This window comes from Bradyrhizobium sp. USDA 326 (assembly GCF_049739485.1).
Taxonomy (GTDB): Bacteria; Pseudomonadota; Alphaproteobacteria; order Rhizobiales; family Xanthobacteraceae; genus Bradyrhizobium.
On the sequence record NZ_JBMGQA010000001.1, the window covers coordinates 5,915,224 to 5,937,842 of the forward strand.

Here is a 22,619-nt window from a genome sequence, read left to right on the forward strand (position 1 = left end):
ATCATTCCTTGTAGCCGGTCCAAATACCCAACATTTCCGAAAGCCTCTTTTCCAATCCAGGGCTACTAACAGCAGGAAGAACTTCCGAAATCGCTCTAACAATCTCCGTATGCTCAGATCTCTTACCTTCATACTGCGGAAAGAGGCATATCCCCGCAGCTTCCACGAACAAATCTGTGGCGGGAATGGATGGGTACGCCTGAAATTTTCCGCAGCGCTCGATGCAATAGCTAATCATAGTGCGAGGGACCGCTGGACCTACGTTTGCACCGACGCCGCGTAGCCCAGCATCTTGAGCAAATAGAGACACGAAGAGCTGTTCGAGGTCATTGACATAGCCATCGTTTGCGCTTCCAGCTGAGACCGAAAAATCCTCACGCAAGTCCGCGAAGGTCGCTTCGATGATTTGTTTGTACTGCGCAGGAGCGGGGATCGGCACCTCTACAAACGCGAACCTTCGCATGAAGGCATATGAAAGCTGAAACAAGCTCGCCTTGTCGAAAGTGTTCATCGTTCCGATCAGGCGCCAATTCTTGTCCAGCTCGATGAAATTAGAAGGGCTACCCGACGAGACTGCTGGAGAAAGAACAATTCTGTCACCTGAAGCAGCGTCTCGATATGGAAGCTGCACTGCCTTTCCGGAAAGCAGTGTGAAAAGTTCCCCGAACGCCTTGTCTACGTCAGCCCGGTTGAGCTCGTCTAAAATCAGCCAATTCTTTTTTTGAATAGCGTTGACGATAATACCGGCAGAGAAATTCAGTGAAGAGCCACCTCCTTCGCTAGCGGGAAAATAGCCCCCGATCGTTTCGAAAGTGGTCCAGTCTGCTGTAGCCGTCGCCGTGGTGAACCGCTCTGGGCCGCAGATGGCCTTCGATATTGCTTCTGCAATCGTTGTTTTCCCTGTGCCAGGAGGACCGAGCAAAATCACGTTCAGATTGGCGCGCAACGCCGCAATTGCCTGGGCGACGGCTTCTTCATGTCCCACCAAATCGATCGCAGAGGAGACACTCTCTGAATCGACTGACCAATCGGGGCCGCCGGGACCGCTGGGTGTAGCTGGAGCAGCCGCAGGCGCCGCCACAGGTACGACAGCCAGGGGAGCTAAACTTAGCAAAACGTCGAGCACTTCGTCCCTTGACAGCTCGTCAGCCCCAAAGAACCCATGCTCGATCGAAGGCAACGTCGAATCGAATAGTGCCGCTAACTCGGGGGGAGTCAGATTGAAGTGAGACTGAGCTAAACTAAGGAAGTCGCCCGCGTTGCTCGCCGAGGCTGTAGAAACCTCGCAATCTGAGGGGCGTCGAAATAGAAACAGTGCTGTTGGGACTAATGGGACGCGTTTGCTGCCCATCTCGTCGCTTATGCGCGCGACATAATCCGCGGTGAAGCGAATATTGCGTGGTCCTTTGACTTCAGGAAATTCAATTATTCCGTTGTTTTGCCAAGTTTGGCACCGTGTCCAAAGAGTGCCTACTGCCAGGTCTGAGGGGCCCCGAGCTTCTTTGTATTCAAAGTCGAACGGGTTGAAGTGAAGCGGGCGCGATTCCGTTCGCGACTGCGTTCCATCTTCTGCGAATGAAATCTGAAGAAAACGCTTTGTGGTGACGCGAAAGTCATTCGTTGACAGCGTCCGCGCCGGAGGACCGGTGGTCGTCCCATTCTCCTTCAGGAGAAGTAGTCTAAAGAAATTGCTCTGTCCTCGACGCGCCGGTTTCGCCCATGCCTGTAGCTGGCTGAGCGCCCATCGCAGACCTTCTTTTGTGACGTATGCCAACGAGAGACCTTCCGTTCAGGCGACGACGACTTCCCTTTCCTCGGGTCTCCGCTCTGAAAGAAGTTTGCGAAGATCTGATTGGCGAAGGGGTATCCATGCGAGCTCGCCGGTCGCAAACGGTTTACGCAATCCCGCGCGCTCGACAGCTCGGAAAGGCCAAAAATAGATTCCCAAAGAATTGTCAATCGAGCGATTGGGCTTTTGCGCCCCGAGACTTGCAGCAGTAATATTCAACAGCCACGCATTGGTCCGCCTGGCTTGGTTCGCGAAAAGATCTAGCTGAGCGTTCAGCTGGATGTTCGCCTCTATTCCAAGGCGCTCGGAGGCCCTCTTAAGGAAGAGAGAGACCCTATCTGCTGTGTAGGCGAAATCTGCAGTAATGTACGTAGGTTCCAACGCGCGCAAGACGACCGCACTCATCTCTGTTAGCAGATCATAGAAGTGCTCAGCTGAAGCCCTGTACGCATCCGAGTGAGAGGCGTCTAAAGGCTGTACGAGCCAATTCCGGTGCGTGCTTAGGTGAGCTGTGATTTGTGAGACGTCCAACTGCATTGCACGATCGATGTACTGGTCCTGCTCGACTTGACCGCGCTTCTCGCGCCAGGCCGTTCGCCGATAGACCAGCGGCTCGGTTGATTTCCGATAGTTTTCAGCGACACGCGGCGAACTTTGCGGGGCCGCGCCCCAGCCTTTCGGCCAGAATGTTCCGCTCCCATACCCCGCTTTCTTTCCCTCCTGATCGGTTACACGATTACGAAACCGGGGAGTCAGAACCGGTAGCTTTGAGCCGCTCTCAAGCACTTGCCCAGTAACCCTCGGAGCGATACCTCTCTCACTCGCGGCGCCGGACCAATGCTTCATCAAAACGGCCATTGCCAACGGAGGCACTGCGTTTCCGATCTGGCGGTATTGGGAGTTCTTTGGGCCGAATACACGGAAGGCGTCGGGAAACCCCTGTAACCTGCACCCCTCACGGACGGTCAGAGGACGATCGTGCATCGGGTGGGTGTAGCAGCCTGTGGTCACATTTCCGAACTGGGCCGCAATCGTGTAAGCTGGATTTTGCTCGTGAAGCCTCCCGTAGAGAGTGTGGTAATCCGTCATTCGGACTTTCTGAAAGCGAGCAGGCAGCAGCTCTTCAGGAATGTCCTTCCAAGACCCTCCTTGCGGTACGTGAGAAATGCGTTGAAGATTGAGGCGCTCAGTATTCGCCGCCCAGTGGTTATACGTGACACTTTCGTCACCACGCATGAGCTGCTGGTATTCAGTCGGTTTAGGACGAGCTCGGAGCTTTAAAGGACCGTCATGCTCCAATGGTTGCACATCGTACAAGTCCGAAATGGCGTCTGTGACCGTGCGATAGGCTGGTAATTTCTCATCTCCTCGCTCTGCGTACTTAGGGCGAGGGAAGGTGATCTTTCTATCCTCGCGCGTTGCGAACATAAAGAAGCGATATCGGAGCTGAGGCACGCCGAGTGATGCAACAGACACAACATCGCCGCCCACTGAGTATCCGAAATCCGCAAAGAAGCGGAACAGGTCTCTAACGAGCTTAAGGTTCGATCGCGCGACCAAACCAGGCACGTTCTCAAGGATGATGTTTTTCGGCAGCTTCCCCAAGGTTCGAAGCTCCGTGACCAGCCGGACCATGTGGACGAAGAGGAGATTTCGAGAGTCCTCGGCGAAGTGCAGGCCCATTGTGCTTACGGCCTGGCAGGTCGGGCCCGTCAGCAAGTAGTCGATGTGGTCTATCTTGGCCTTTTCCAGAATTCGGCGCGCGGTAATGGAAGCCACGTCCAAATTGTCTACAAATGCTTCGGGGTGGTTTTGGGCGAACGTGTTGCAGGCGTGCTTATCAAAGTCGAGGCCATAGCGAACCGAGAGATTTTTCAGACCGAGTGCGGCCCCCACACTCATACCCCCACAGCCAGAGTACAAATCGACCCCGACAAGCTTCGACCGCGACATTCCTGTTCCCCTCTCGAATGCTCATTAAAGTACACGTTGAGTGATTCGCGAACTAGGCGTATACACGGTTGCTCCCCAAGAATGATCTCACGAACCGGCTAGAATCGCCTAAGGGTCCGGCTGATGGATCGCCTAACGCCGGCTCGGCGAAGCTGGCTGATGTCTCGGGTTCGTGGGAAAGACACGGCTCCCGAGATGGTCGTCCGCCGGGCGGTCCACGCGCTCGGCTACCGCTATCGCTTGCACGTGGCTGATCTTCCGGGTTGTCCGGATCTGGTCTTCCGGAGCCGGAATAAGGTCATATTCGTTCACGGCTGCTTTTGGCACCACCACACAGGCTGTCGCCTAGCGACCATTCCGAAAACTCGCGGTGAGTTTTGGCAAGCCAAGTTCAAGGCCAATCGCGACAGAGACCGTCGGGCAGTTTCGGCGCTTAGGGCGATGGGGTGGAAAGTCTTGATTATCTGGCAGTGCGAGCTACGCGACAGTGGGTTATTCACCCGAATACGGAAGTTCCTAGGACCGCGTGGTCCGCGTCAAACGGGCCGCTTGCGAGCCTGATCAATCTTGAGAAAGTCTTCCTTGGTCATCTTTCGACAGCCACCGACTAGGACTGCTCCCCATTTTGGACTGTTCGGTAGGAAGGTGAGCTTCCCCACAAAAGGGCGGATATTTAGAGGCTCTCTGAATACTTCGATGTCCCGGAGCCGGAGCGTCTTGAAAGGTTGATCGGTTTGAGCGCTCTCGCTGTCGACGGACGGCAAAGCCCTACGTCCGCCTTCGTCTATCGCGTCAATTGTAGCGCTCGCAACAATACTTTGGCTCCAACCTTTGCTCCCGCCCAAGTATATCAGAAGGGTGTCGCCCGGCCTCATTGCGCGCCGGTTCCGTGTGCCCTTGTAGATCGGCCACAAGCCCTGATCGAGCCGCCGCTTGGCTAGATCAAAGGCAGAATGCTTTGCCGCGCCATCAGTTACGATCATCAAAAAGTGAGAGGGAGGAGAGTTCTCCAAAAGGTCGTCGGAACCAATAGGGGGCCTGCCTCCCTTTCCCGCAGATTCACTTGCCATGGGCGAACGTCTGCCTAGTCAATTGAAGGTGGAATGGCATGCTCTGCGGGGAAGTAGCTTAAAACATCATACCCGCCACCACCGCAGTTTTTGCACGCGATGTCAAATGCTTGTTTAACCGGTCGAGAAGTCTCCGCTGGACGATTCGTCCCGTACCATTCGTTCGCCCGACATCTCAAGCGGGGTGCGGTGGACCATTTCGCGCCGGACAGATACGCAATCAGAGGATCGGTGTCACTAAGGTGCCACATCGTGATGCACGTGCCCCGTGGGCAACGGCAAAACGGTTGGAGGTTAGCGCGGGCTCCATTCGGGGTTTGTACATTGTCCAGGGACCCTTGCCATCGGCGGGGCTCTGTAGGACCCGAGGCTTGGACACGCCGAATTGGTCGAACAACAACTGCGACTTTAGACCCTAATTTCGAAGTTCATTTCGCAAGGTCCGCGCCGATTCGACTGAAGGACAGGGACCCGTGAGCTAAGGGAGTCGCCGCACCAGCGAGGGGAGCGAGTGCGGCACACAAAACCTCCAAGGACCGCGAGGGCCACATAAAGCCCTCTCAAATCCGGCTGACGCACTCCTGGAACTGGAGCAAGCTCAGGCGCCGTACAGAGCTGCACCGAGCCCGGCCAAGCTCCCAAGGATCATGGTGCGATCCTGCATGAGCGCAGATAGAATGACGGCGGCAATGGCAATTTGGACCAACATGAGCGTCCTTGCGGGCTTATACAGCTTTGGGAAGACGATTGAGAAGACGAGCAACTGCGGTTGGGTGCCATTCGCCGCCACGGGGCGCGCTAATGCCTTGCCGATTGAGTTCGTCAGTGACAGCACGGACGCTCGTGATACCCGAGCGCTTGATACCCTCGATGATGCCTTGAAGGTCCATAGCGCGCTGCATCGCCTTCTCTTTCATCCTGGCTATGGCCTCCGCGTTACCCGTCTGCTTCCCACGGAGGGCACGAGCGCCGTTCGGATTTCCGAGCTTCACGCCGCGCGCCTTGGCCGCCGCTAGCGCCTTCTTGGTGCGTTCCCCGATTAGGCCGGCTTCAAGCTCTGCCACGGACGCCATCTGCGTCAGCAGAAACTTGCCCATCGGACCGGGAGGGACGCTCGGAAGGTCGCAGAACACCAAATCAACGTCGCTCGCCACAAGGGAGCGCAGAAGGTCCACGTTGCGGGTGAGGCGGTCCAACTTGGCGAAGACCATCTTCGCGCCGATCGCCTTGGCGTGAGAGAGAGCGGCAGTGAGCTTGGGCCTGTCAGACTTCCGGCCACTCTCCGTCTCAACGTACTCAGCCACCAAAGTCCAACGGCCGCCGTTGAGGTAGCTAGTGACTGCCTCGCGCTGCGCTTCGATCCCAAGGCCGCTTCGACCCTGCTTGTCCGTCGAGACCCGCAGGTAGGAGATGAATTTTCCCTGTGCCAATGTCAAACGACCCTATACACATTCCGATGCAACGGACGTTAGATCAATTTGTGTACGGGGCGCAACGCGCGTTTTGGAATCGATGGGATTCCGATTTGCATAGGTCACAAAGGGGGGCAGGGGAAGAAGTGCGCGCAACACGTGTGTAAGTGGCCTCCTTGCACGCGACTTCCCTATAATGGCTTCGCATAGCCCAGATTCGCTGGAACAGCCGATGGCCTCTGACAACAATTCTCTCCCACACCTCTTGGAACTGAAGCTCCGTGTGCAGCCGTGCGAAGAGGAGCAATCCCACAAGGACGTGCGGGTTGATCTTCGGGTTCACTGCTCGGAAATTGACGGCCCTGAAGATTGCCTCATCTCAGTTCGGCTAAAGAGTGCGACAATAGACCTTGACCTCACCGGTCTCGATGCTGTGCCGAACACCCGGCTGGGCGAGCCTTTGCGAGACCTGAAAGTCACCAGCAAACAAACGAACACGATTAGAACGACGCTTGATGGCAAGGCGGCGGCGCATGCTGGCGTTGATGTTGCCAAACTCAATCCAGCAACTCTCAAATTGTCAGCCGATGCATCGGCGGAAGTGAAAGTAACTGCCCTCCAGACTTCAAAGCAGGACGTTACCGAATATCGCGTGAAGGCGCGCCCTGGTGATACTTGGGAGGTTGCCGAGCCACCAAAGAAAACTGCGACAGGCACAGAGCGCGTGCCCCTCGACGGCACATACCTGCTTGATCAGGTGCTATGTCGGGTAGCTCCGCAACGAGGAGCCAACATGATGAGCGTAGGAGTGTCTGCTTACGCCAAGCAGCGTGATCTTCACCTCGAACTTGTCAAGGGCGACCTCTGGCAGACCTTTATGAGCAAAAGCCAGGAGAAGCTTTTCAAGATATTGGTTGCTAAATCGCTTGGTCAGGCGGGCAGCAAGTATGCGGGCATAGTAAAGCTATCGTACTCGGAGATCGAGATTGAAGAGCCTTGAGTTTGATGAGGAGTTGCTTACCCCCGACTTTTGGGAGAGCGCCCATAGGCTGTTGTCGCTGAAAAATCAGAATTTCGTCGCTCAGGTAAAGCAGCTTGGGTGGAATCCAGCGCTGGACTTTAGGCATGCTGATTTAGCAGGTATTGATTTCTCGAATTGCGACCTGCGCGGTTTTGATTTCACGGGAGCGGACCTGCGAGGCTGCTATGGAACGCGGGTCACGTGGGATTCGAGCACGATTTTCCACAATACGGACGCCAGAGGTTCGCTGTTCGAATACGCTATCCAGAAGGCCCGCTATTTTGAAGCCCACCCTGAAGACTACGCGATAGTCCAGAGGCTTGCGGGAGAGCTTTGGAGTAGCGCCATCGTTGGCGTAGAAGGATTGCTCCGATCGGATAAGGGGAAAGGTCCTTCCGTCAAAATCGCACAGGCTGTGTTTGATGAGACCAAGAGCACAGTTGTTCGCTCGAACATTCTCGCCTTCATGCGAATTGCGAGCGAAAACGCGGAGCAACACAAGGCGTTCATCTTTAACTCATTTGCTCGTTTCTCAGACCAACCCTCCATCATGATTGCCGGAATTAGGGCTTTAAGTGCTTTCTATAAGGACGACATCGCCGTTTTTAATTGGCTCAAGCTGTTTCTCAGAAGCGAAGACCCGAACATGAGGCGCGAAGCATTCAAAGGTCTGCTTGCATCGAAGCACTTCATGCGCGGTATTGGCGCTCTTCGTGACTACGCCATAGCTTCAGAGGACAGTTTGACGAGACGTCTGCTTCTCGGGCGAATAGCGAGGGTTGCAGGACCCGGCTATGTACGTGCCACAACAGACACTGAGGTCTCCAATTTCCTGGACTTCGCTGCGCCCATAACCAGAAAAAAGCTGGAGGCGATGGCTCTCCAAACATTGCAGTTGCAACGGCTGAGGTCACGTGAGTTGGCAACAAGCTACAACGCCACTGAGGCGAGCACTATAGTTAAAGTGACAGAGCAGGAAGTGAGAGAGATGGCGCGCGACTTCAAGAAATATCTCTCGGTGCTTGGCAAGCAATACAAAATACCATTCGAGTTCAAATACTAATCCAAATGCATGCAGATGCGTTTGAATTGTAACAACATGGATTAGAGAGAATCGCGGCGTCCGTGCGACCGTATAGCTTCAGCGCAACTGCTAAGCGCCATGCTATCCCCACTACGGTGCCACTATGTCTGACAAGAATTTCAAGTACGTCCCCTTCGTCACCGAAGTTATGACGGCGCGCTATCCGAAGCTCTCGGAGCCCGACACCAAGGGCGAGTACGCGGATGGCAAGTACAAGACCGAAGCGACTGCCGATGAGGACTACGCGGAGCGTTTCCAAGAGGAAATTCAGGCCGTCATCGACGCCCACTTTGCGGGCAAGAAGAACGTGCATGCTCCGTGGAAGGAGACGAAGGAAGGTGCCATCGCCTTCCTCTTCAAGTCCCCGAAGAACAAGCTCCGTGGAAGGAGACGAAGGAAGGTGCCATCGCCTTCCTCTTCAAGTCCCCGAAGAACAAGCCAGAGCTTATGGACGCCAAGGGCAACCCGCTGACGGCTGGTATAACGATCTATGGCGGTGCGCGCATCCGATCTATGGCGGTGCGCGCATCCGTATCTCTGGCGTCATCGCCGCGTGGGAGAAGGGCGCGAAGTGTGGTGTCTCGCTTTGGCCGAACGCTGTGCGCGTGATCAAACTGGCTGAAGGCCTCCATATCTCTGAGCCGTGTTGTAGCTCTGATTATCGTGGCTTCGATGCTTCGAAGGCTTTCGGGCCTCCTGAAGAAGGTTACGACGGATCAGACCCAACAACATGAACTAAGGCGCGGCTATCGCCTTCATTACCTCAACTCCGTAGTCCAATTTCTCAATGGCTTCCCGGAGGGGCACGCGGTCGCCCTTGGAGTAATGACCATACGTCATGCTCCCTTTGCGGCTGTGTCCCACGAGCAGCTTAACGGTGCTTTCCGTGTTGGCTCACTCCACGGCCCCTGAAGAAGGTTCCATGCATGTGATCGAACTCCGGTATTGCGGAGGGGCACGCGGCGTGGAAGTCCCACGAGCCTCCTTATCGCCGGAGGGCTGACGCCAACCTGCTCTCTAAAGCGTCCATACGCCTTGCTGACGTACCAGGAGCGCTTGTTGTCTGGACCCCCGGGCTCTAGGCCAGCAAACAGGTATTCGTCTTTGTCATCGCGACGGCGCTCGATGATGCCCACCGCCAGCGGGTGAAGGGGTATCTCCCGTTTGGCGGCTCGCGTCTTGCCGCTCGTGATGGCTAGCCAATATCCGTCTTCCCGCTTGTGAACGTCAGCCCGCTTGAGGGCGCACAACTCCTCCAAACGAGCCCCATGGAGCAGCGCGAGCCTCAGAAGGTCGCTGAGAAGCTGGGCGAACTTCGGCGTACTGTAGGTGCCCTTGAGGAGCCTCAGGAGCGCCTTGTCCGGGAGGCCCTTGCGCTCAGCGGGCTCCTGCTTCTTTCCGAGTTGCTGGCCGCGCCAAGGGTTCTCCTGCGCAACGCCACGTCCCACGAGCCAGAGCCAAAGCGAGGAGAGGGATGAAACGTGCCGCCTTGCCGTGGCACGTGCGAAGCCTGAGCCGGTCAGCAGGTCTGTGACGTAAGCTCCTGCCTTCTCTCCGCGATACCTCCTCAATGGTCACGCTGTCTGTAGCCCATCCCATGAACCGCTTGATGGCGCTCTCGTGCTGAACCTTCGTCTGACCGGCGTGTTGGACCTCTGCGAGCCAGAGGGGATACTGGTCTTTCAAGAAGGTGGCTTGGCCGGTGGCGGCTTTGTAGAACCGTGCAGCGGCCTCTGAGCCGTCCCTATTGAGTATCTCCGTTGCCTGAGCCTTCAGCCGGTCAAGCTCTTCTTCGTATTCGCTCCACTCACGTTCCTGATCATCCTCGTGCCAGCGCTTGTCAGAGCTTTCGAGGGCCTGCCAAAACTCTCCTGCCATTCGGGCCAGCTTAACGTCACTGTCGCTGCTGCCCTTTGCCAACTCAGCAATCTGCCTGTGGAAGTTGGCGACGTGAAAATGCTTACGTTTGTTCGCCTCAGCGAGGCTGTCGGTTCCAAGGGACTTCTTGAAGCGTTTTCTACCGGCCTTGGCCTGAAGAGCCTTGGGGACCTCCACGACGACGGAATACGTGTTGTATTGCTTGACGAGATACTTCCGGTCCATGCCAAACCACCTAGATAAACCACCTAGACTTATCGGCAGAAATCCCTCTAAACAAGCCATTCTAGGGCCTCCAGCACTTTCTGGATGAGTATCCAGGTTCCCCAGCCAGCTCCCGGCACTTTCCAAGATGAAGTTCCAGGTTCCCCAAGCAGGACGGCACGTCGATCGGCCGCGTCGCCGCTCGCGACGCTTTGCCTCATCTCGCATTTCGCATTTCCGGGTCGGATCTCCACGCGCAGTATCGTCCTTGGGCCGTGCAACCCAAGGAGATCCCTGATGCCCTATGTCGATGGTTTCGTTCTCGCCGTGCCGAAGGACAAGATCGAGGCCTACAAGGCGATGGCGGCGACCGCCTGCGCCATCTGGATGGAGCACGGCGCGCTCGATTATGTCGAATGCATCGGCGACGATGTTCCCTATGGCGAGCTCACCTCGTTTCCGCGCGCAGTGATGGCGAAGGAGGACGAGGTCGTGGTGTTCGCCTGGATCGTCTACCGCGACCGGGAGAGCCGCGATGCCATCAACAAGAAGGTGATGGCGGATCCCCGGCTGAAAATGGAAGGCATGCCGTTCGATGGCAAGCGCATGATCTACGGCGGCTTCACGACGTTGCTGCGGGCGAGCGACATCGCGAGCTGACGAATTCCATTACTTGATCTTGTCGTAGGCGGAAGCGAAATCGCCCAGCGGCATCGGAATCGCGATCGTCTCCTTGGCCATGTTCTGGAAGGAGACCTTCAGCTGCTTGCCCGACCGCAAGGCGGCGAGCAGGTCCGGCGTGACCGGGGTCGAGGCGTAGCAGCCGCGGTTCTCGCAGGTCTGGATCTGGAGATCGATCGTCTTGCCTTCGTCGACCTGGAGCTTGGCACCGATGGGAAGGTTGAGGCCAAGCGGCAACTGCAGCAGCGCCACCGGGGTGCGGGTGTCGGGCGCGATGCGGATGTTGATCAGGAGGACGGTCTGGCCGGTCTTGGTCAGCACCGCGTTCTGCTCCATCGCGCATTCGAGCGGCGCATCGCGGCTGGCGCTGGTGCAGCGGACGATCCAGCCGGACTGCCCGGGAGTGCCGTCCGCCTGTGATTGCGTCGGGGCAGGCGCAGGCTGTGTGGCCGGGGCAGGGGGCGCGGTGTTCCTCTTGGCGCCCTGCTGGGCATGCGCAGCGCCAATTGACAACAAGACAGCTGCGGCAAGGGCGACAAGTCTGGATTGCATGAGCATGACGAAACTGCGCTGGCGGGAAACGGGCGCCTCGCTGTAGCGTCGCGGAAGCCGCAGCGCAAGCTTACTCGGCGGCTTCCTTGACGCTGCCGGGCTCGGGGGCCTCGTCGCCTTCGCCGTCGCCCGAACGGCCCCAGGTGGCGAACCAGTTGTTGAGCTTGTCGAGATAGAGATAAACCACCGGCGTGGTGAACAGCGTCAGCGCCTGGCTGACGATCAGGCCGCCGACCATGGCGTAGCCGAGCGGCTGACGGATCTCGGCGCCAGTGCCGTGACCGAGCATCAAGGGCACGCCGCCCAGAAGCGCGGCCATCGTCGTCATCATGATCGGGCGGAAACGCAACAACGCGGCCTGGCGGATCGATTCCTCCGGCGTCTTGTGCTCGTCGCGCTCGGCGGCGATCGCGAAATCGACCATCATGATGCCGTTCTTCTTCACGATGCCGATCAGCAGGATGATGCCGATCAGCGCGATCAGGCTGAAGTCGAAACCCGCCGCCATCAGGATCGCGAGCGCGCCGACGCCGGCCGAGGGCAGCGTCGACAGGATCGTGATCGGGTGGATGTAGCTCTCGTAGAGAATGCCGAGGATCAGGTAGACCACGACGAGGGCGGCGAGGATCAAGAGCGGCACGGTGCCGAGCGACTGCTGGAAGGCCTGCGCGGTGCCCTGGAAGCTGGAGTTCAGCGTCGGCGGCGCCCCGAGCTCGGCCATTGCCCGCTGCACGGCTTCCGTAGCCTGGCCGAGCGCCACGCCTTGCGCCAGGTTGAAGCTGATCGTGATCGATGGGAACTGGCCTTGATGGCTGATCGAGAGCGGGCGGACCGGGTCGGTGGTCCAGGTTGCGAAGGTCGACAGCGGCACCTGGTCGCCGGTCAACGGCGACTTCAGATAGAGCTTGTTCAAGCTGTCGAGATTGCCCTGCATCTCCGGCAGGATTTCGAGAATGACCTTGTAGGTGTTGAGCTGGGTGAAATACTGCGTGACCTGCCGCTGTCCGAAGGCGTCATAGAGCGTGTCGTCGATCAACTGCGGCTGGATTCCGTAGCGGGCGGCGGTGTCGCGGTTGATCTTGAGCTGCACCGTTGTGCCCTGAGTCTGCTGGTCGGTCGCGACGTCGCGCAGCTCCGGCAGGGTCTGCATTTTGGCGAGGATCTTGGGCGCCCATTCGTTGAGCTCGTCAAGATTGGCGTCCTGCAGCGTGAATTCGAACTGCGTGCGCGTCGGCCGGCCGCCGAGCCGCACGTCCTGGGCCGCCTGCATGTAAAGCCGGGCGCCCTCGACCTTGTCGAACTGCGGACGCAGCCGCGCGATGATCTGCTGAGCTGAGGCCTCGCGCTGATCGCGAGGTTTCAGCGTGATGAACAGGTTGCCGTTGTTGCCGGCGCGGCCGCTGCCGCCGATCGACATGGCAACGCTGGCAACGTCGGGATCGGCCATGATGATCTTGCCGAGCTCCTCCTGGCGCCGGGTCATCTCCTTGAACGAAATGTCCTGCGAGGCTTCCGAGGTGGCGGTGATCAGACCGACGTCCTGCTGCGGGAAGAAGCCCTTCGGGATCAGGACGAACAGGTAGATCGACAGTCCGAGCGTGACGAAGAAAATCGTAAGCGTGGTGCGCCGCCAGGCGAGGGCGTGATCGAGCACATATTCGTAGCCGCGCAGCATCGCGTCGAAAGCGCGCTCGCTCCATTGATAGAAGCGGCCGTGCTGCACCTCGCCATGGGCGCGCAGGAAGCGCGAGGCCATCATCGGCGTCAGGGTGAGCGACACGAACATCGAAACGAAGATGGTCATCGCCAGCACCACGGCGAATTCGCGGAACAGGCGCCCGATGATGCCGCCCATCAGGAGCAGCGGGATCAGCACCGCGACCAAAGAGATGCTGATCGAGACGATGGTGAAGCCGATTTCCTTGGAGCCCTTGAAGGCGGCCTCCATCGGCGAGTCGCCTTCCTCGATGTAGCGGGTGATGTTCTCGAGCATCACGATGGCGTCGTCGACCACGAAACCGACCGCGATGGTGAGTGCCATCAGCGACAGATTGTCGAGCGAATAGCCGACCGGCCACATCAGGGCACACGCGCCCAGCAGCGCCAGCGGAACCGTGACGGTGGGAATGACCGTCGCCCAGAAGCTGCGCAGGAAAATGAAGATCACCATGACCACGAGGCCGATGGTCAGCAGCAGCGTGAACTGGACGTCCTCGACCGCGGCGCGGATGGTGGTGGTCCTGTCGCTGATGAGCTCGATCTTGATCGCGGGCGGGATCGCTGCCACGAGGCGCGGCAGGGTCGCCTTGATCCGGTCCACGGTCTCGATGACGTTGGCGCCGGGCTGCTTGAAGATCACCAGGAAGACGCCGCGTTTGCCATTGGCCCAGGCCGCCTGCTTGGCGTCTTCAGCGGCGCTGACCGCTCGGCCGATGTCCCGAATCCGCAACGGACCGCCGTTGCGATAGGCGATGACGACGTCGTTCCAGTCCTTCGACTGGGTGAGTTGGTCGTTGGCGTAGATCGTGTAGGCGCGTTTTTCGCCGTCGATATTGCCCTTGGGGCTGTCGACCGTGGTGATCGCGATCTGGCTGCGCACGTCCTCCAGCGACAGACCCTTGGCGACGAGCTTCGCCGGGTCCACCTGAATGCGGATCGAGGGCTTTTGCTGGCCGCCGATGAAGACCTGGGCGACACCCGACAGCTGGCTGATCTGCTGGGCGAGCTGGGCGTCGACCGCGTCGCTGACGCTGGTCAGCGGCAGCGTCTCTGATGTCGCCGACAATAGCAGGATCGGCGCGTCGGCCGGGTTGACCTTGCGGTAGGTCGGAGGCGAGGGCAGGTTTTTAGGCAACTGGCCGCTGGCAGCGTTGATGGCGCCCTGGACGTCATTCGCGGCGCCATCGATGTTGCGATTGAGGTCGAACTGGATGGTGATCGACGCCGTGCCCAGATAGCTCGTCGAGGTCATCTGCGCGATGCCGGGGATCTGGGCGAACTGCCGCTCCAGCGGCTGCGCCACCGAGGAGGCCATCGTCTCGGGGCTGCCGCCGGGCAGGTTGGCGGTGATCTGGATGGTCGGAAAGTCCACCTGCGGCAGCGGCGCAACTGCAAGCAGCGGATAGGCGACGAGACCGACGAAGAGGATCCCCGCCATCAGCAGCGAGGTGCCGATGGGATAACGGATGAAAGGTGCCGAAATCCCCCCTTCGGTCATTCCTGTCGCACCTTGCTCTGGGCCGGATCGGAGCTTGCCACTGCCGTCGACACGAGGCTTCCGGGCTGGACCTTGAACTGGCCGCCGACGATCACCTGCTGGCCCGGGCTCAAGCCTTCCTCGATGACCGAACGTCCATCGATGCCATAGCTGACCTTGACCTTGTGAACCTCGGCCTTGTTGTCCTGATTGACTGTATAGGCGTAGAGGCCGTTGGTGGAATGCTGGACCGCGTCATCAGGAACAACGGTCGCGTCCTTCAGTGTCCGCACCAGGAGCCGCGTCGAAACCGACTGGCCCGGCCACAGCGCGTGGTCCTTGTTGTCGAACACTGCCTTGAGACGGATCGTCCCGCTGGTCGTGTCGACCTGGTTGTTAATGACCGCGAGCTTGCCCTCGGCCAGCGTCTTCTTGCCGTCGGTCGTGAAGGCGATCACCTTCAGCGCGCCGGCCTTCTGGCCCTCGGTGATATAGGGGAGCTGGTCTTCCGGAGCGGTGAAGATCACGGCGATCGGTTCGACCTGCGAGATCATGACGATGCCCGTCTGGGTCGAGGCGTTGACGATGTTGCCGATGTCGACCTGGCGGAGTCCGGCGACACCGGTGATCGGTGCCTTGATCTGCGTGTAGTCGAGCTGGGTCTGGGCGTTGGCGATCGCAGCTTCGTCGGCGGCGATCTGGGCGGTGAGCTGCGCGACGGTGGAGCGCTGGGTATCCACCCGCTGTGTTGTTGCGAATTCGCCGAGCTTCACGGCGCGCTGGAGCTCTAAATTGGCGTTGGCGAGGTTTGCCTCGTCCTGCGCCTTCTTGGCCTTGGCCTGGTCAAGCGCGGCTTGATAGGGCCGGGGATCGATCGAGACCAGAAGGTCGCCCTGCTGGACGATCTGGCCCTCCTTGAACTCGAGCCTGATGATCTGGCCGTCGACCCGGCTGCGGACCTGGACGGTGTTGAAGCCCTGAACCGTGCCGAGACCGGTCAGGTAGACCGGGAAGTCGGTCTTCTGGACCGGCGCGACGCTGACAGGAACAGCGGACGGGCGCGGCGACGCTTTCTGGGCTGTCCGGGTCTGTCCGGCCGAGCCGAATCTCTGCCATCCATAGTAACCTGCGGAGGCCACGGCCGCGACGATCAAAATCCAGAGGATCGGCCGGGACTTTTTCATATCGTCTCGTATCGGCTTTTGTGCCCTACGCTTACGAATTATGGGGCAATCATACGGTTCCAGCGCGCTTGTATAATACACGCCAAGTTCCAGTGTAAACAGCACTATCGGTCCAGAAACCTAAACAATTGGAAAGCTTTGCACCCCTTGGGCAGTGCTCTGGCGCGGCGCTGTGCAGCGCTGCATTTTTTCGGCCGCGACCGATCGGGCGCGCCCCCTCTTGCGCAGCACCGATAGTGGTGTGTTCAGGCCGAATGGCGCCGCGGAGTCTTGGTTCGTTCAGTCACGAGAACGGTTCTAAATCTCGTGGAGGCCGTTTCGGTTGTCAGGGATTTCGGCATCGTTCATATCGGCGGCGCCATGAATGGAGCGCAGGATGGACGAGCTGAACGGCAAGCTGATCGCGTGTCAGATTCTGATCACGGGATTGATCGCGCGTGTCGCCAACGAGCAGCGCGATCCCTTGCGCTTCCTCACCGACTTTCGCGACGAGATCAAAGCCGTCGTGAAGGGCGTGAACATCGCCGGCATGGACAACACCGATCGCGTGCGCGCCGTCGCGCAGAAGACCGTCGACGAATTGTTCTCCCTGATGAAGCCGCCGAGCAGCGACTGAGAGCGAGCGGTCTATCTGCGTCGTGTTTAGAACGAGTCCAGTATCATCTTAGAACGATTTCAAGCTGCAGTTTAGAATCGTTTTGATCTGGATTGATTCAAGGGTTCTCGCGAGCGGCTCGCATTGACCCGCTATTTTGTGGCCGATACCAACAGCCATCGTTCGTCGAAGTGAATGAGCGAACAGGAAGATGGGGCGTTTGGTAATGGGGCAGGTGGTCGCACCGAAGTCGTTGCGTTCGGTCGCAGCATTCGATCCGTTGGATGAGAGGTCCACGGGCGTATCCGGCAAAAAGGTTTCGGCGGTCGCGAGCTTGATCGCGGTGGCGTCGGTGTCGGGCGGCGCCCAAGCGCAGCAGTCGAACCTGCCGCCGGTGACGGTCGATGCTCCGGTCGAGCGGCCGCGTCCGGCGGCCTCGAAGCCTTCGCCTGAGCAGGTGCGCGCCCGCAATGCGCTGCGCCGCGCCGCGCAACGCCAGCAGGCGCAGCAGACGGCTCCCACCACGCCGTCCGGCGCCCCCGACGGCAATCCCTATGCCGACCCGGCGGCGCCCTACAAGGTCGATCACGTGCAGGCCTCGGGCAAGTTTCCCGAGAAGATGCTGAACACGCCGAAGTCCATCACGGTGCTCAGCAAGGAAGTGCTCGAGGACAAGAACGCCACGACGCTGAAGGAAATCGGACGCTCGACGGCGGGCGTGACGCTCGGCTCGGGCGAGGGCGGCAACGCGTTCGGCGACCGCTTTTTCATCCGCGGCTTCGACGCGCGCAACGACGTCTTCATCGACGGCATCCGTGATCCCGCCGTTTCCATCCGCGAGAACTTCTTCACCGAGCAGATCGAAATTCTGCGCGGCCCGGCATCCTCCTATGCCGGTCGCGGCACCGCCGGCGGCGCCATCAACATCGTCACCAAGCAGGCCGGCGACGTCAATTTCAAGCGGATGGATAGCGAGTTCGGTACCGATATGACCAAGCGCGTCACGCTCGACGTGAACCAGGTCATCGATCCGACCTTCTCGGTGCGCACCGGTGGTCTGTTCCAGGACGCCAACGTCGCCGGACGCAACTACGTCACCGACAATCGCTGGGGCAGCTTCATTTCGACCAAGTATACCCCGACCAACGACATCAAGATCACGACCAACTACGTCCATACCGATCTCAGCGGCTATCCGGATTTCGGCGTGCCCTATTACAAGCAGGGCAACGTGCCGGTGACCTCGGCGGGCATTCCGCGTGGCAATTGGTACGGCTTCCTCAACCGCGATTTCCAGACCGCACGGCAGGATTTCGGCACCGGCATCATCGAGTACAAGGTCAACGAGGCCATTACCCTGACAAGCAAGGTGCGCGGCGAGCATTCGCTGCTCAACTACATCGGCACGCTGCCGCAGAACCCGAACACGACCAGTCCCAATCCGCTGCTCTGGACCACCACGGCGAGCGCGCAGAGCCGCTACCAGAACGTCGACGTATGGGCCAACCAGAACGAAGCCACGTTCAAGCTCGACACGGGCGGGGTCAAGCACACTGCGGTGTTCGGCGTCGAATATTCGAACGAGAACATCTCGATCGACCGCTATGCAGGTCTCGCGTCAGAACTGTCCGGCTCGGCTTTCACGAGCAACGGTGCCGTGACGGGGGTCAATCTCTACTCCCCGCAATACACCAACATTCCCTTCGGCACGCCGTCGCTGCTTGGAAACCCGACACGCTATGGCGTCAACACCAGCAGCGTGTATGTGATGGATACCGCGAACTGGCAGGACACCATCATCGTCAACGGCGGCGTGCGCTACGACGGCTACAGCCAGAGTGCGTCGAACAATAGTCCGAACTACGTGAAGCAGAACTCCGATCTCGTGAACTACAACGTCGGTGTGGTCTACAAACCGATGCCGATCGGCAGCGTCTATGCCGCCTATGCGACGTCGGTCAATCCGTTCGGGTCGGAGCTGGACGCGACCGGCACCGAATACGGCGGCGTTCCCCCGAACTCGACCATCCTGCTCGGGCCTGAGCGCAACAAGGCGATCGAGCTCGGCACCAAATGGGAGCTTGCGGATCGCCACCTGCTGGTGACCGGTGCGCTGTTCCAGACCACCAAGGACAACGCGCGGGAGACCGTCAACAACCTGCTCACATCGGGTGCTGCCTACAGGATCCAGGGCATCGACATCGAAGCGGAAGGCAAGATCACCGACCGCTGGAGCATCTTCGGCGGCCTGGTGCTGATGCAGTCGAAGGTCACGCAGAGCGGCGTCGCCTCGAATATCGGGCTGCAGCTTGCGAACATCGCTCACCAGTCGTTCAGCATGCTGACGAAGTACAAGTTCGATGACGGTTGGGAGCTCGGCGGCCAGGCGGTCTACCGCTCGAAGGTCTATGGCGGCACGTTCGCGGCCAACACCAACGAGCTGCCGAGCTATTGGCGTTTCGACGCGTTCGTCGAGAAGAAGATCGACCAGAACTGGACCATGAAGTTCTACGCGCAGAACCTGACCAACAAGCTCTATTACGACTCGTTCTATCGCAGCAACGTTCCGTTCGTGGCGGTCGCGCCGGGACGGGCATTCTATGTCGTGACAACGGCGAAGTTCTAACCATGTTGACGTGCCTGCCAGGCGTTCTCAGCAAGGATGATGTGGCGGATTTCCGCCGCATCATGGACGTGAGCGACTGGGAGGACGGTCGCTCCACCGCCGGCGCGCAGTCGGCGATGGTCAAGCGCAACGAGCAATTGCCGCCGGACAGCGAGGTCGCGCGCAAGCTCGGTAACCGCATCATCTCGGCGCTGACTTCGAACCCTCGATTTATCGCCGCGGCGATCCCGCTGCAGATCTTTCCGCCGCTGTTCAACCGCTATGCGGCGAGCAGCGGTCATCATTTCGGACTGCACGTCGACAATGCGATCCGCGGCGATCGCCTGACCGGCCTTCGCATCCGCACCGACCTGTCGGTCACGCTGTTCCTCGCCGAACCGGAGGAGTACGACGGTGGCGAACTCGTGATCGAGGACACCTACGGTTCGCACGAGGTCAAGTTGCCAGCCGGGGACTGCGTGCTCTATCCCTCTACCAGCCTCCATCTGGTCACCCCCGTGACCAGGGGAACGCGGGTTGCGTCTTTCTTCTGGCTTCAGAGCATGATACGGGACGATCAAGCTCGGAGCATGATCTTTGACCTCGACACCGCGATACAGGCGCTGGTGGAACGGCTCGGGCGTGACGATCCCGAAACGGTCAAATTGACGGGTATCTATCACAACCTCATTCGCTACTGGGCCGAAGTATGAAGACCATGACCTTCCAAGCAAGCTTTGCCGTTGTCGCCTTGCTGGCGGCCGCCTGGCTCGCGTCTCCTGTTTCCGCCCAGACGCAGAGCGCGCCTGCCCCGGCGCAAGCGGTTCAGCAGGCCCCGCCGGCCGGTCCTGCGCCGGCAGCCACCGTGCCCAGTGGCCCGGCGCCTTCGGCTTGGACGCCAGCCGCTCCCACGGCGTCCCCTGCGGCCACGGCCTCGACGACCGCAAAGCCCGATGCGGCCGCCGTCGCGCCTTCCATGAAGGAATTGTCGCCCTGGGTGATGTTCATGTCGGCGGATGTCATCGTGAAAGCGGTGATGATCGGGCTGGCCTTCGCATCGCTGATGACCTGGACCGTCTTCATCGCCAAGTCGATCGAACTGTCGATTGCTTCCAGCAAGCTTCGTTCGGCCTTGAAGAAGATTGCGGAGGCGCGCTCCCTCGCTGAGGCGCAGATGGCCCTCGGCACCAAGCAGGGCATCCTGCCGTCCTTCCTGGCGGCGGCGCTGCGTGAGGCGCGGATGTCGGCCGGCCTGTCCAGCGATGCCGGCATCAAGGAGCGCGCGGCCTCGAGCTTTTCCGAGATCGTGCGCGCGGAACAGCGGCGCATCCGGATCGGCATGGGCGTGCTCGCGACCATCGGCTCGACCTCGCCCTTCGTCGGCCTGTTCGGCACGGTCTGGGGCATCATGAACAGCTTCATCGGAATCTCGAAGTCGCAGACCACGAACCTCGCCGTGGTCGCGCCCGGCATCGCCGAAGCCCTGCTCGCCACCGCGATCGGCCTCGTCGCCGCCATACCTGCCGTCATCATCTACAACCATTTTTCGCGCGTGACGAAGGGCTATCTCGAGCTCGTCAGCCGCGCCTCGGGCGCGGCGGGGCGGCTGCTCTCACGTGATCTCGACCGCAGCCACGGCAGCGTGCATTCGCGCGCAGCGGAGTGAACCATGGGTGTTTCGCTCGCAGACAACGACGGCGAAGACGACGATTTCTCGGAAACGCATGACATCAACGTCACGCCGTTCATCGACGTCATCCTGGTTCTGCTGATCATCTTCATGGTTGCGGCCCCGCTTTCCACCGTCGATCTGCCGATCGATCTGCCGACGTCGAGCGCGACACCGCAGAAGAAGCCGGACAAGCCGACCTATCTGAGCATCAAGCCCGACCTGACGCTCGCGATCGGAGAGAACCCGGTTCACCGGGCAGAGTTGATCGGGACCCTCGACGGCCTGCCTGACATGAGCAAGGATAAGTATGTGTTCCTGCGCGCCGATCGCTCGGTGCCATATGGAGAGTTGATGGGCGTGATGGAGCTGCTGCGCTCAGGCGGCTATACGCGGGTGAAGCTGGTCGCGCTGGAAGGCGCGCCGGGGGCGCCTGCGCCAGGCGCCGCTCAGCCTTAGAGGCCCGTCATGTCGGACGAACTCAGACCATCCCGGAGGCTCTGGATCTTGGCGGCAGTGGCGGCGCTCGCGCTCCATCTGGGTGGTGCTGCGCTCGCACTGGCCCATTTGCGCACCGACGATGACGGCGACGGCCTGGGTGCCAACGGTGCGGAGTTCGCCGTGGAGATGGCATCACCCAAGGCGCCCGAAACCGATCTGCCGCCCGGGCCCGACAGCGAAGCGATGCAGGAACAGCAGGCGCTTCCGGAGCAGAAGGCCGAGACCAAGGAGACGGAGCTTCCAAAGGATCAGTCGCAGGAGGTCGAGGATCCCGACCGCGTCGTGACCGAGAACAACGCGAAGAAACCAACGGAAGACGATCCGAAGATTCAGGCGGTCGAGACTCCGGCCGCCGAAGCGTCGCCGAAATCGGTTGCGACGGCACGGCAGACGCTCGAGGAGGATGTGCGCGAGGCCGAGAAGGCGCTGGCTCCCGTGATCGGTATCGGCAAGGACATCCTGAAGCTGACGGCCGATTGGAACCGCAAGATCAGCGCGCATCTGGCGCTGCACAAGGTCAATCCGGACGGGAAGGTGCCCAACAACCAGAAGGTCAAAGTGAGCTTCACCATCAACCGGAAGGGCAACGTGCTGTCGGTGGATGTCGTGGAGTCGTCGGGGGATGCAGCCTACGATGCGGCGGCGGTGTCGATCGTCCGCAAGTCCGATCCCATCCCGCAGCCGCCTGCCGGACTGACCGAGGACCGGTTCGAACGTACGGTCGACATCATCTTCACTCCGCCGGACGCGAAGAAGAAAAAGACGGCTCAGCGCCAGTAGAGCCGGATCCCGACATAGACCACGACCAGGCACGCGAAAATCAGCGCCACCGGGAGCGGCCGTTTCTGGCTTCCGGCGAATGCCGCTGCTCCGAAGGAGGCGGCCCTCTTCGGCTTCGGCGCCGGGCGGCGAAAGGCGGTAACATTGTCCGCCGCCGTTTCAGGCGGACGGACGCGGACGTCGGGCGGCGTTCCAGCACCGCCCATCTCGGCATAATAGGACTTGTAGATCGCGCCGATGGTGGCTTCCGTGGCCTCGTTATCGCTCATCTGCGTCAGCAGGTTCCTGTAGCTGGCGAGGAACTCCTGGGCCTCCGGTGGCAGTGCGGACGAGCCATTGAGCTTGGCCATCATGTTCCAGGTGGCAAAATCGGCGCGAGCGCGGGTATCGGCTCGTCGCGCGATCAGCATATCGGCAGCTTTGACCAAGTCGGCCTCTGGCCCTT

General features: G+C 59.8%; 19 protein-coding genes. 11 read left to right on the top strand and 8 right to left on the bottom strand.

The window, feature by feature from the left end; genetic code table 11:
- Position 1 precedes the first annotated feature (1 nt).
- Together ABIG06_RS27690 and ABIG06_RS27695 are read right to left on the bottom strand one after the other, a co-directional pair.
- Entirely contained in the window at positions 2 to 1,774 is a 1,773-nt protein-coding gene (locus ABIG06_RS27690; protein ID WP_424578437.1) for an AAA family ATPase, read from the bottom strand.
- 15 nt (positions 1,775 to 1,789) lie between these two features.
- Positions 1,790 to 3,742 (bottom strand): DNA cytosine methyltransferase, encoded by a 1,953-nt coding sequence (locus tag ABIG06_RS27695; RefSeq protein ID WP_424578438.1) that lies wholly within the window; start codon positions 3,740 to 3,742, stop codon positions 1,790 to 1,792.
- A 123-nt stretch (positions 3,743 to 3,865) separates the two neighbouring features.
- On the opposite strand from ABIG06_RS27695, the gene ABIG06_RS27700 reads away from it, so the two are divergent.
- A complete protein-coding gene (locus ABIG06_RS27700; RefSeq protein ID WP_424578439.1) occupies positions 3,866 to 4,303 on the top strand; it encodes a very short patch repair endonuclease in 438 nt (145 codons plus the stop codon).
- A 1,234-nt stretch (positions 4,304 to 5,537) separates the two neighbouring features.
- Here ABIG06_RS27700 and ABIG06_RS27705 read toward each other — a convergent pair.
- The gene (locus ABIG06_RS27705; protein ID WP_424578440.1) at positions 5,538 to 6,242 is read right to left on the bottom strand and encodes a recombinase family protein; all 705 of its coding nucleotides are present in this window, start codon (positions 6,240 to 6,242) and stop codon (positions 5,538 to 5,540) included.
- A gap of 214 nt (positions 6,243 to 6,456) precedes the next feature.
- Here ABIG06_RS27705 and ABIG06_RS27710 point away from each other — a divergent pair, with 214 nt between their 5' ends.
- The 3 genes from ABIG06_RS27710 (at position 6,457) to ABIG06_RS27720 (ending at position 8,801) form a co-directional block, all read left to right on the top strand.
- Entirely contained in the window at positions 6,457 to 7,224 is a 768-nt protein-coding gene (locus tag ABIG06_RS27710; RefSeq protein WP_424578441.1) for a hypothetical protein, read from the top strand.
- Positions 7,211 to 8,308 (top strand): pentapeptide repeat-containing protein, encoded by a 1,098-nt coding sequence (locus tag ABIG06_RS27715; protein WP_424578442.1) that lies wholly within the window; start codon positions 7,211 to 7,213, stop codon positions 8,306 to 8,308. Before ABIG06_RS27710 ends, ABIG06_RS27715 begins: the two co-directional genes overlap by 14 nt.
- A 124-nt stretch (positions 8,309 to 8,432) precedes the next feature.
- Positions 8,433 to 8,801, top strand: coding sequence for a hypothetical protein (locus ABIG06_RS27720; RefSeq protein WP_424578443.1), 369 nt, complete (start codon positions 8,433 to 8,435; stop codon positions 8,799 to 8,801).
- A 905-nt stretch (positions 8,802 to 9,706) separates the two neighbouring features.
- On the opposite strand, the gene ABIG06_RS27725 is transcribed toward ABIG06_RS27720, so the two are convergent.
- Entirely contained in the window at positions 9,707 to 10,432 is a 726-nt protein-coding gene (locus ABIG06_RS27725) for a DUF6538 domain-containing protein (protein WP_424578444.1), read from the bottom strand.
- Between the two features lie 276 nt (positions 10,433 to 10,708).
- Here ABIG06_RS27725 and ABIG06_RS27730 point away from each other — a divergent pair, with 276 nt between their 5' ends.
- On the top strand, positions 10,709 to 11,071 hold the full coding sequence (locus ABIG06_RS27730) for a DUF1428 domain-containing protein (protein ID WP_199751332.1): 363 nt from the start codon (positions 10,709 to 10,711) through the stop codon (positions 11,069 to 11,071).
- Positions 11,072 to 11,080: 9 nt separating this feature from the next.
- On the opposite strand, the gene ABIG06_RS27735 is transcribed toward ABIG06_RS27730, so the two are convergent.
- From ABIG06_RS27735 to ABIG06_RS27745, 3 genes are all read right to left on the bottom strand, one after another.
- Positions 11,081 to 11,650: an invasion associated locus B family protein gene (locus ABIG06_RS27735; RefSeq protein ID WP_370139350.1), complete on the bottom strand. Its 570-nt coding sequence runs from the start codon at positions 11,648 to 11,650 to the stop codon at positions 11,081 to 11,083.
- 64 nt (positions 11,651 to 11,714) lie between these two features.
- Positions 11,715 to 14,861 carry a multidrug efflux RND transporter permease subunit gene (locus ABIG06_RS27740; protein WP_370139351.1) on the bottom strand — a complete coding sequence of 1,049 codons (3,147 nt, stop codon included), beginning with the start codon at positions 14,859 to 14,861 and terminating at the stop codon, positions 11,715 to 11,717.
- Positions 14,858 to 16,024: an efflux RND transporter periplasmic adaptor subunit gene (locus ABIG06_RS27745; RefSeq protein WP_370139352.1), complete on the bottom strand. Its 1,167-nt coding sequence runs from the start codon at positions 16,022 to 16,024 to the stop codon at positions 14,858 to 14,860. The genes ABIG06_RS27740 and ABIG06_RS27745 overlap by 4 nt, the downstream gene beginning before the upstream one ends.
- A 376-nt stretch (positions 16,025 to 16,400) precedes the next feature.
- On the opposite strand from ABIG06_RS27745, the gene ABIG06_RS27750 reads away from it, so the two are divergent.
- The 6 genes from ABIG06_RS27750 (at position 16,401) to ABIG06_RS27775 (ending at position 22,174) form a co-directional block, all read left to right on the top strand.
- Positions 16,401 to 16,640 carry a hypothetical protein gene (locus ABIG06_RS27750; protein WP_028170951.1) on the top strand — a complete coding sequence of 80 codons (240 nt, stop codon included), beginning with the start codon at positions 16,401 to 16,403 and terminating at the stop codon, positions 16,638 to 16,640.
- A gap of 205 nt (positions 16,641 to 16,845) precedes the next feature.
- Positions 16,846 to 19,245, top strand: a complete 2,400-nt coding sequence (locus tag ABIG06_RS27755) for a TonB-dependent receptor (protein WP_370140919.1) — start codon at positions 16,846 to 16,848, stop codon at positions 19,243 to 19,245.
- A gap of 2 nt (positions 19,246 to 19,247) precedes the next feature.
- Complete coding sequence (locus ABIG06_RS27760; RefSeq protein ID WP_124158752.1) at positions 19,248 to 19,937, top strand: Fe2+-dependent dioxygenase; 690 nt, start codon at positions 19,248 to 19,250, stop codon at positions 19,935 to 19,937.
- Complete coding sequence (exbB, locus tag ABIG06_RS27765) at positions 19,934 to 20,890, top strand: tonB-system energizer ExbB (RefSeq protein ID WP_370139353.1); 957 nt, start codon at positions 19,934 to 19,936, stop codon at positions 20,888 to 20,890. Before ABIG06_RS27760 ends, exbB begins: the two co-directional genes overlap by 4 nt.
- Positions 20,891 to 20,893: 3 nt before the next feature.
- The gene (gene exbD / locus ABIG06_RS27770) at positions 20,894 to 21,352 is read left to right on the top strand and encodes a TonB system transport protein ExbD (protein WP_370139354.1); all 459 of its coding nucleotides are present in this window, start codon (positions 20,894 to 20,896) and stop codon (positions 21,350 to 21,352) included.
- Positions 21,353 to 21,361: 9 nt separating this feature from the next.
- On the top strand, positions 21,362 to 22,174 hold the full coding sequence (locus ABIG06_RS27775; protein ID WP_124158755.1) for an energy transducer TonB family protein: 813 nt from the start codon (positions 21,362 to 21,364) through the stop codon (positions 22,172 to 22,174).
- Here ABIG06_RS27775 and ABIG06_RS27780 read toward each other — a convergent pair.
- A complete protein-coding gene (locus tag ABIG06_RS27780) occupies positions 22,162 to 22,584 on the bottom strand; it encodes a hypothetical protein (protein WP_124159069.1) in 423 nt (140 codons plus the stop codon). The two genes, ABIG06_RS27775 and ABIG06_RS27780, sit on opposite strands and share 13 nt — an antisense overlap.
- Between the last annotated feature and the right edge of the window lie 35 nt (positions 22,585 to 22,619).

Coding starts and splice junctions, on each gene's coding strand:
- ABIG06_RS27735 (WP_370139350.1), bottom strand. CDS start 11,650: ATGCTCATGCAATCCAGACTTGTCGCCCTTGCCGCAGCTGTCTTGTTG.
- ABIG06_RS27725 (WP_424578444.1), bottom strand. CDS start 10,432: ATGGACCGGAAGTATCTCGTCAAGCAATACAACACGTATTCCGTCGTC.
- ABIG06_RS27740 (WP_370139351.1), bottom strand. CDS start 14,861: ATGACCGAAGGGGGGATTTCGGCACCTTTCATCCGTTATCCCATCGGC.
- exbD (WP_370139354.1), top strand. CDS start 20,894: ATGGGTGTTTCGCTCGCAGACAACGACGGCGAAGACGACGATTTCTCG.
- ABIG06_RS27755 (WP_370140919.1), top strand. CDS start 16,846: ATGGGGCAGGTGGTCGCACCGAAGTCGTTGCGTTCGGTCGCAGCATTC.
- ABIG06_RS27730 (WP_199751332.1), top strand. CDS start 10,709: ATGCCCTATGTCGATGGTTTCGTTCTCGCCGTGCCGAAGGACAAGATC.
- ABIG06_RS27775 (WP_124158755.1), top strand. CDS start 21,362: ATGTCGGACGAACTCAGACCATCCCGGAGGCTCTGGATCTTGGCGGCA.
- ABIG06_RS27700 (WP_424578439.1), top strand. CDS start 3,866: ATGGATCGCCTAACGCCGGCTCGGCGAAGCTGGCTGATGTCTCGGGTT.
- ABIG06_RS27780 (WP_124159069.1), bottom strand. CDS start 22,584: ATGCTGATCGCGCGACGAGCCGATACCCGCGCTCGCGCCGATTTTGCC.
- ABIG06_RS27745 (WP_370139352.1), bottom strand. CDS start 16,024: ATGAAAAAGTCCCGGCCGATCCTCTGGATTTTGATCGTCGCGGCCGTG.
- ABIG06_RS27720 (WP_424578443.1), top strand. CDS start 8,433: ATGTCTGACAAGAATTTCAAGTACGTCCCCTTCGTCACCGAAGTTATG.
- ABIG06_RS27695 (WP_424578438.1), bottom strand. CDS start 3,742: ATGTCGCGGTCGAAGCTTGTCGGGGTCGATTTGTACTCTGGCTGTGGG.
- ABIG06_RS27760 (WP_124158752.1), top strand. CDS start 19,248: ATGTTGACGTGCCTGCCAGGCGTTCTCAGCAAGGATGATGTGGCGGAT.
- exbB (WP_370139353.1), top strand. CDS start 19,934: ATGAAGACCATGACCTTCCAAGCAAGCTTTGCCGTTGTCGCCTTGCTG.
- ABIG06_RS27750 (WP_028170951.1), top strand. CDS start 16,401: ATGGACGAGCTGAACGGCAAGCTGATCGCGTGTCAGATTCTGATCACG.
- ABIG06_RS27710 (WP_424578441.1), top strand. CDS start 6,457: ATGGCCTCTGACAACAATTCTCTCCCACACCTCTTGGAACTGAAGCTC.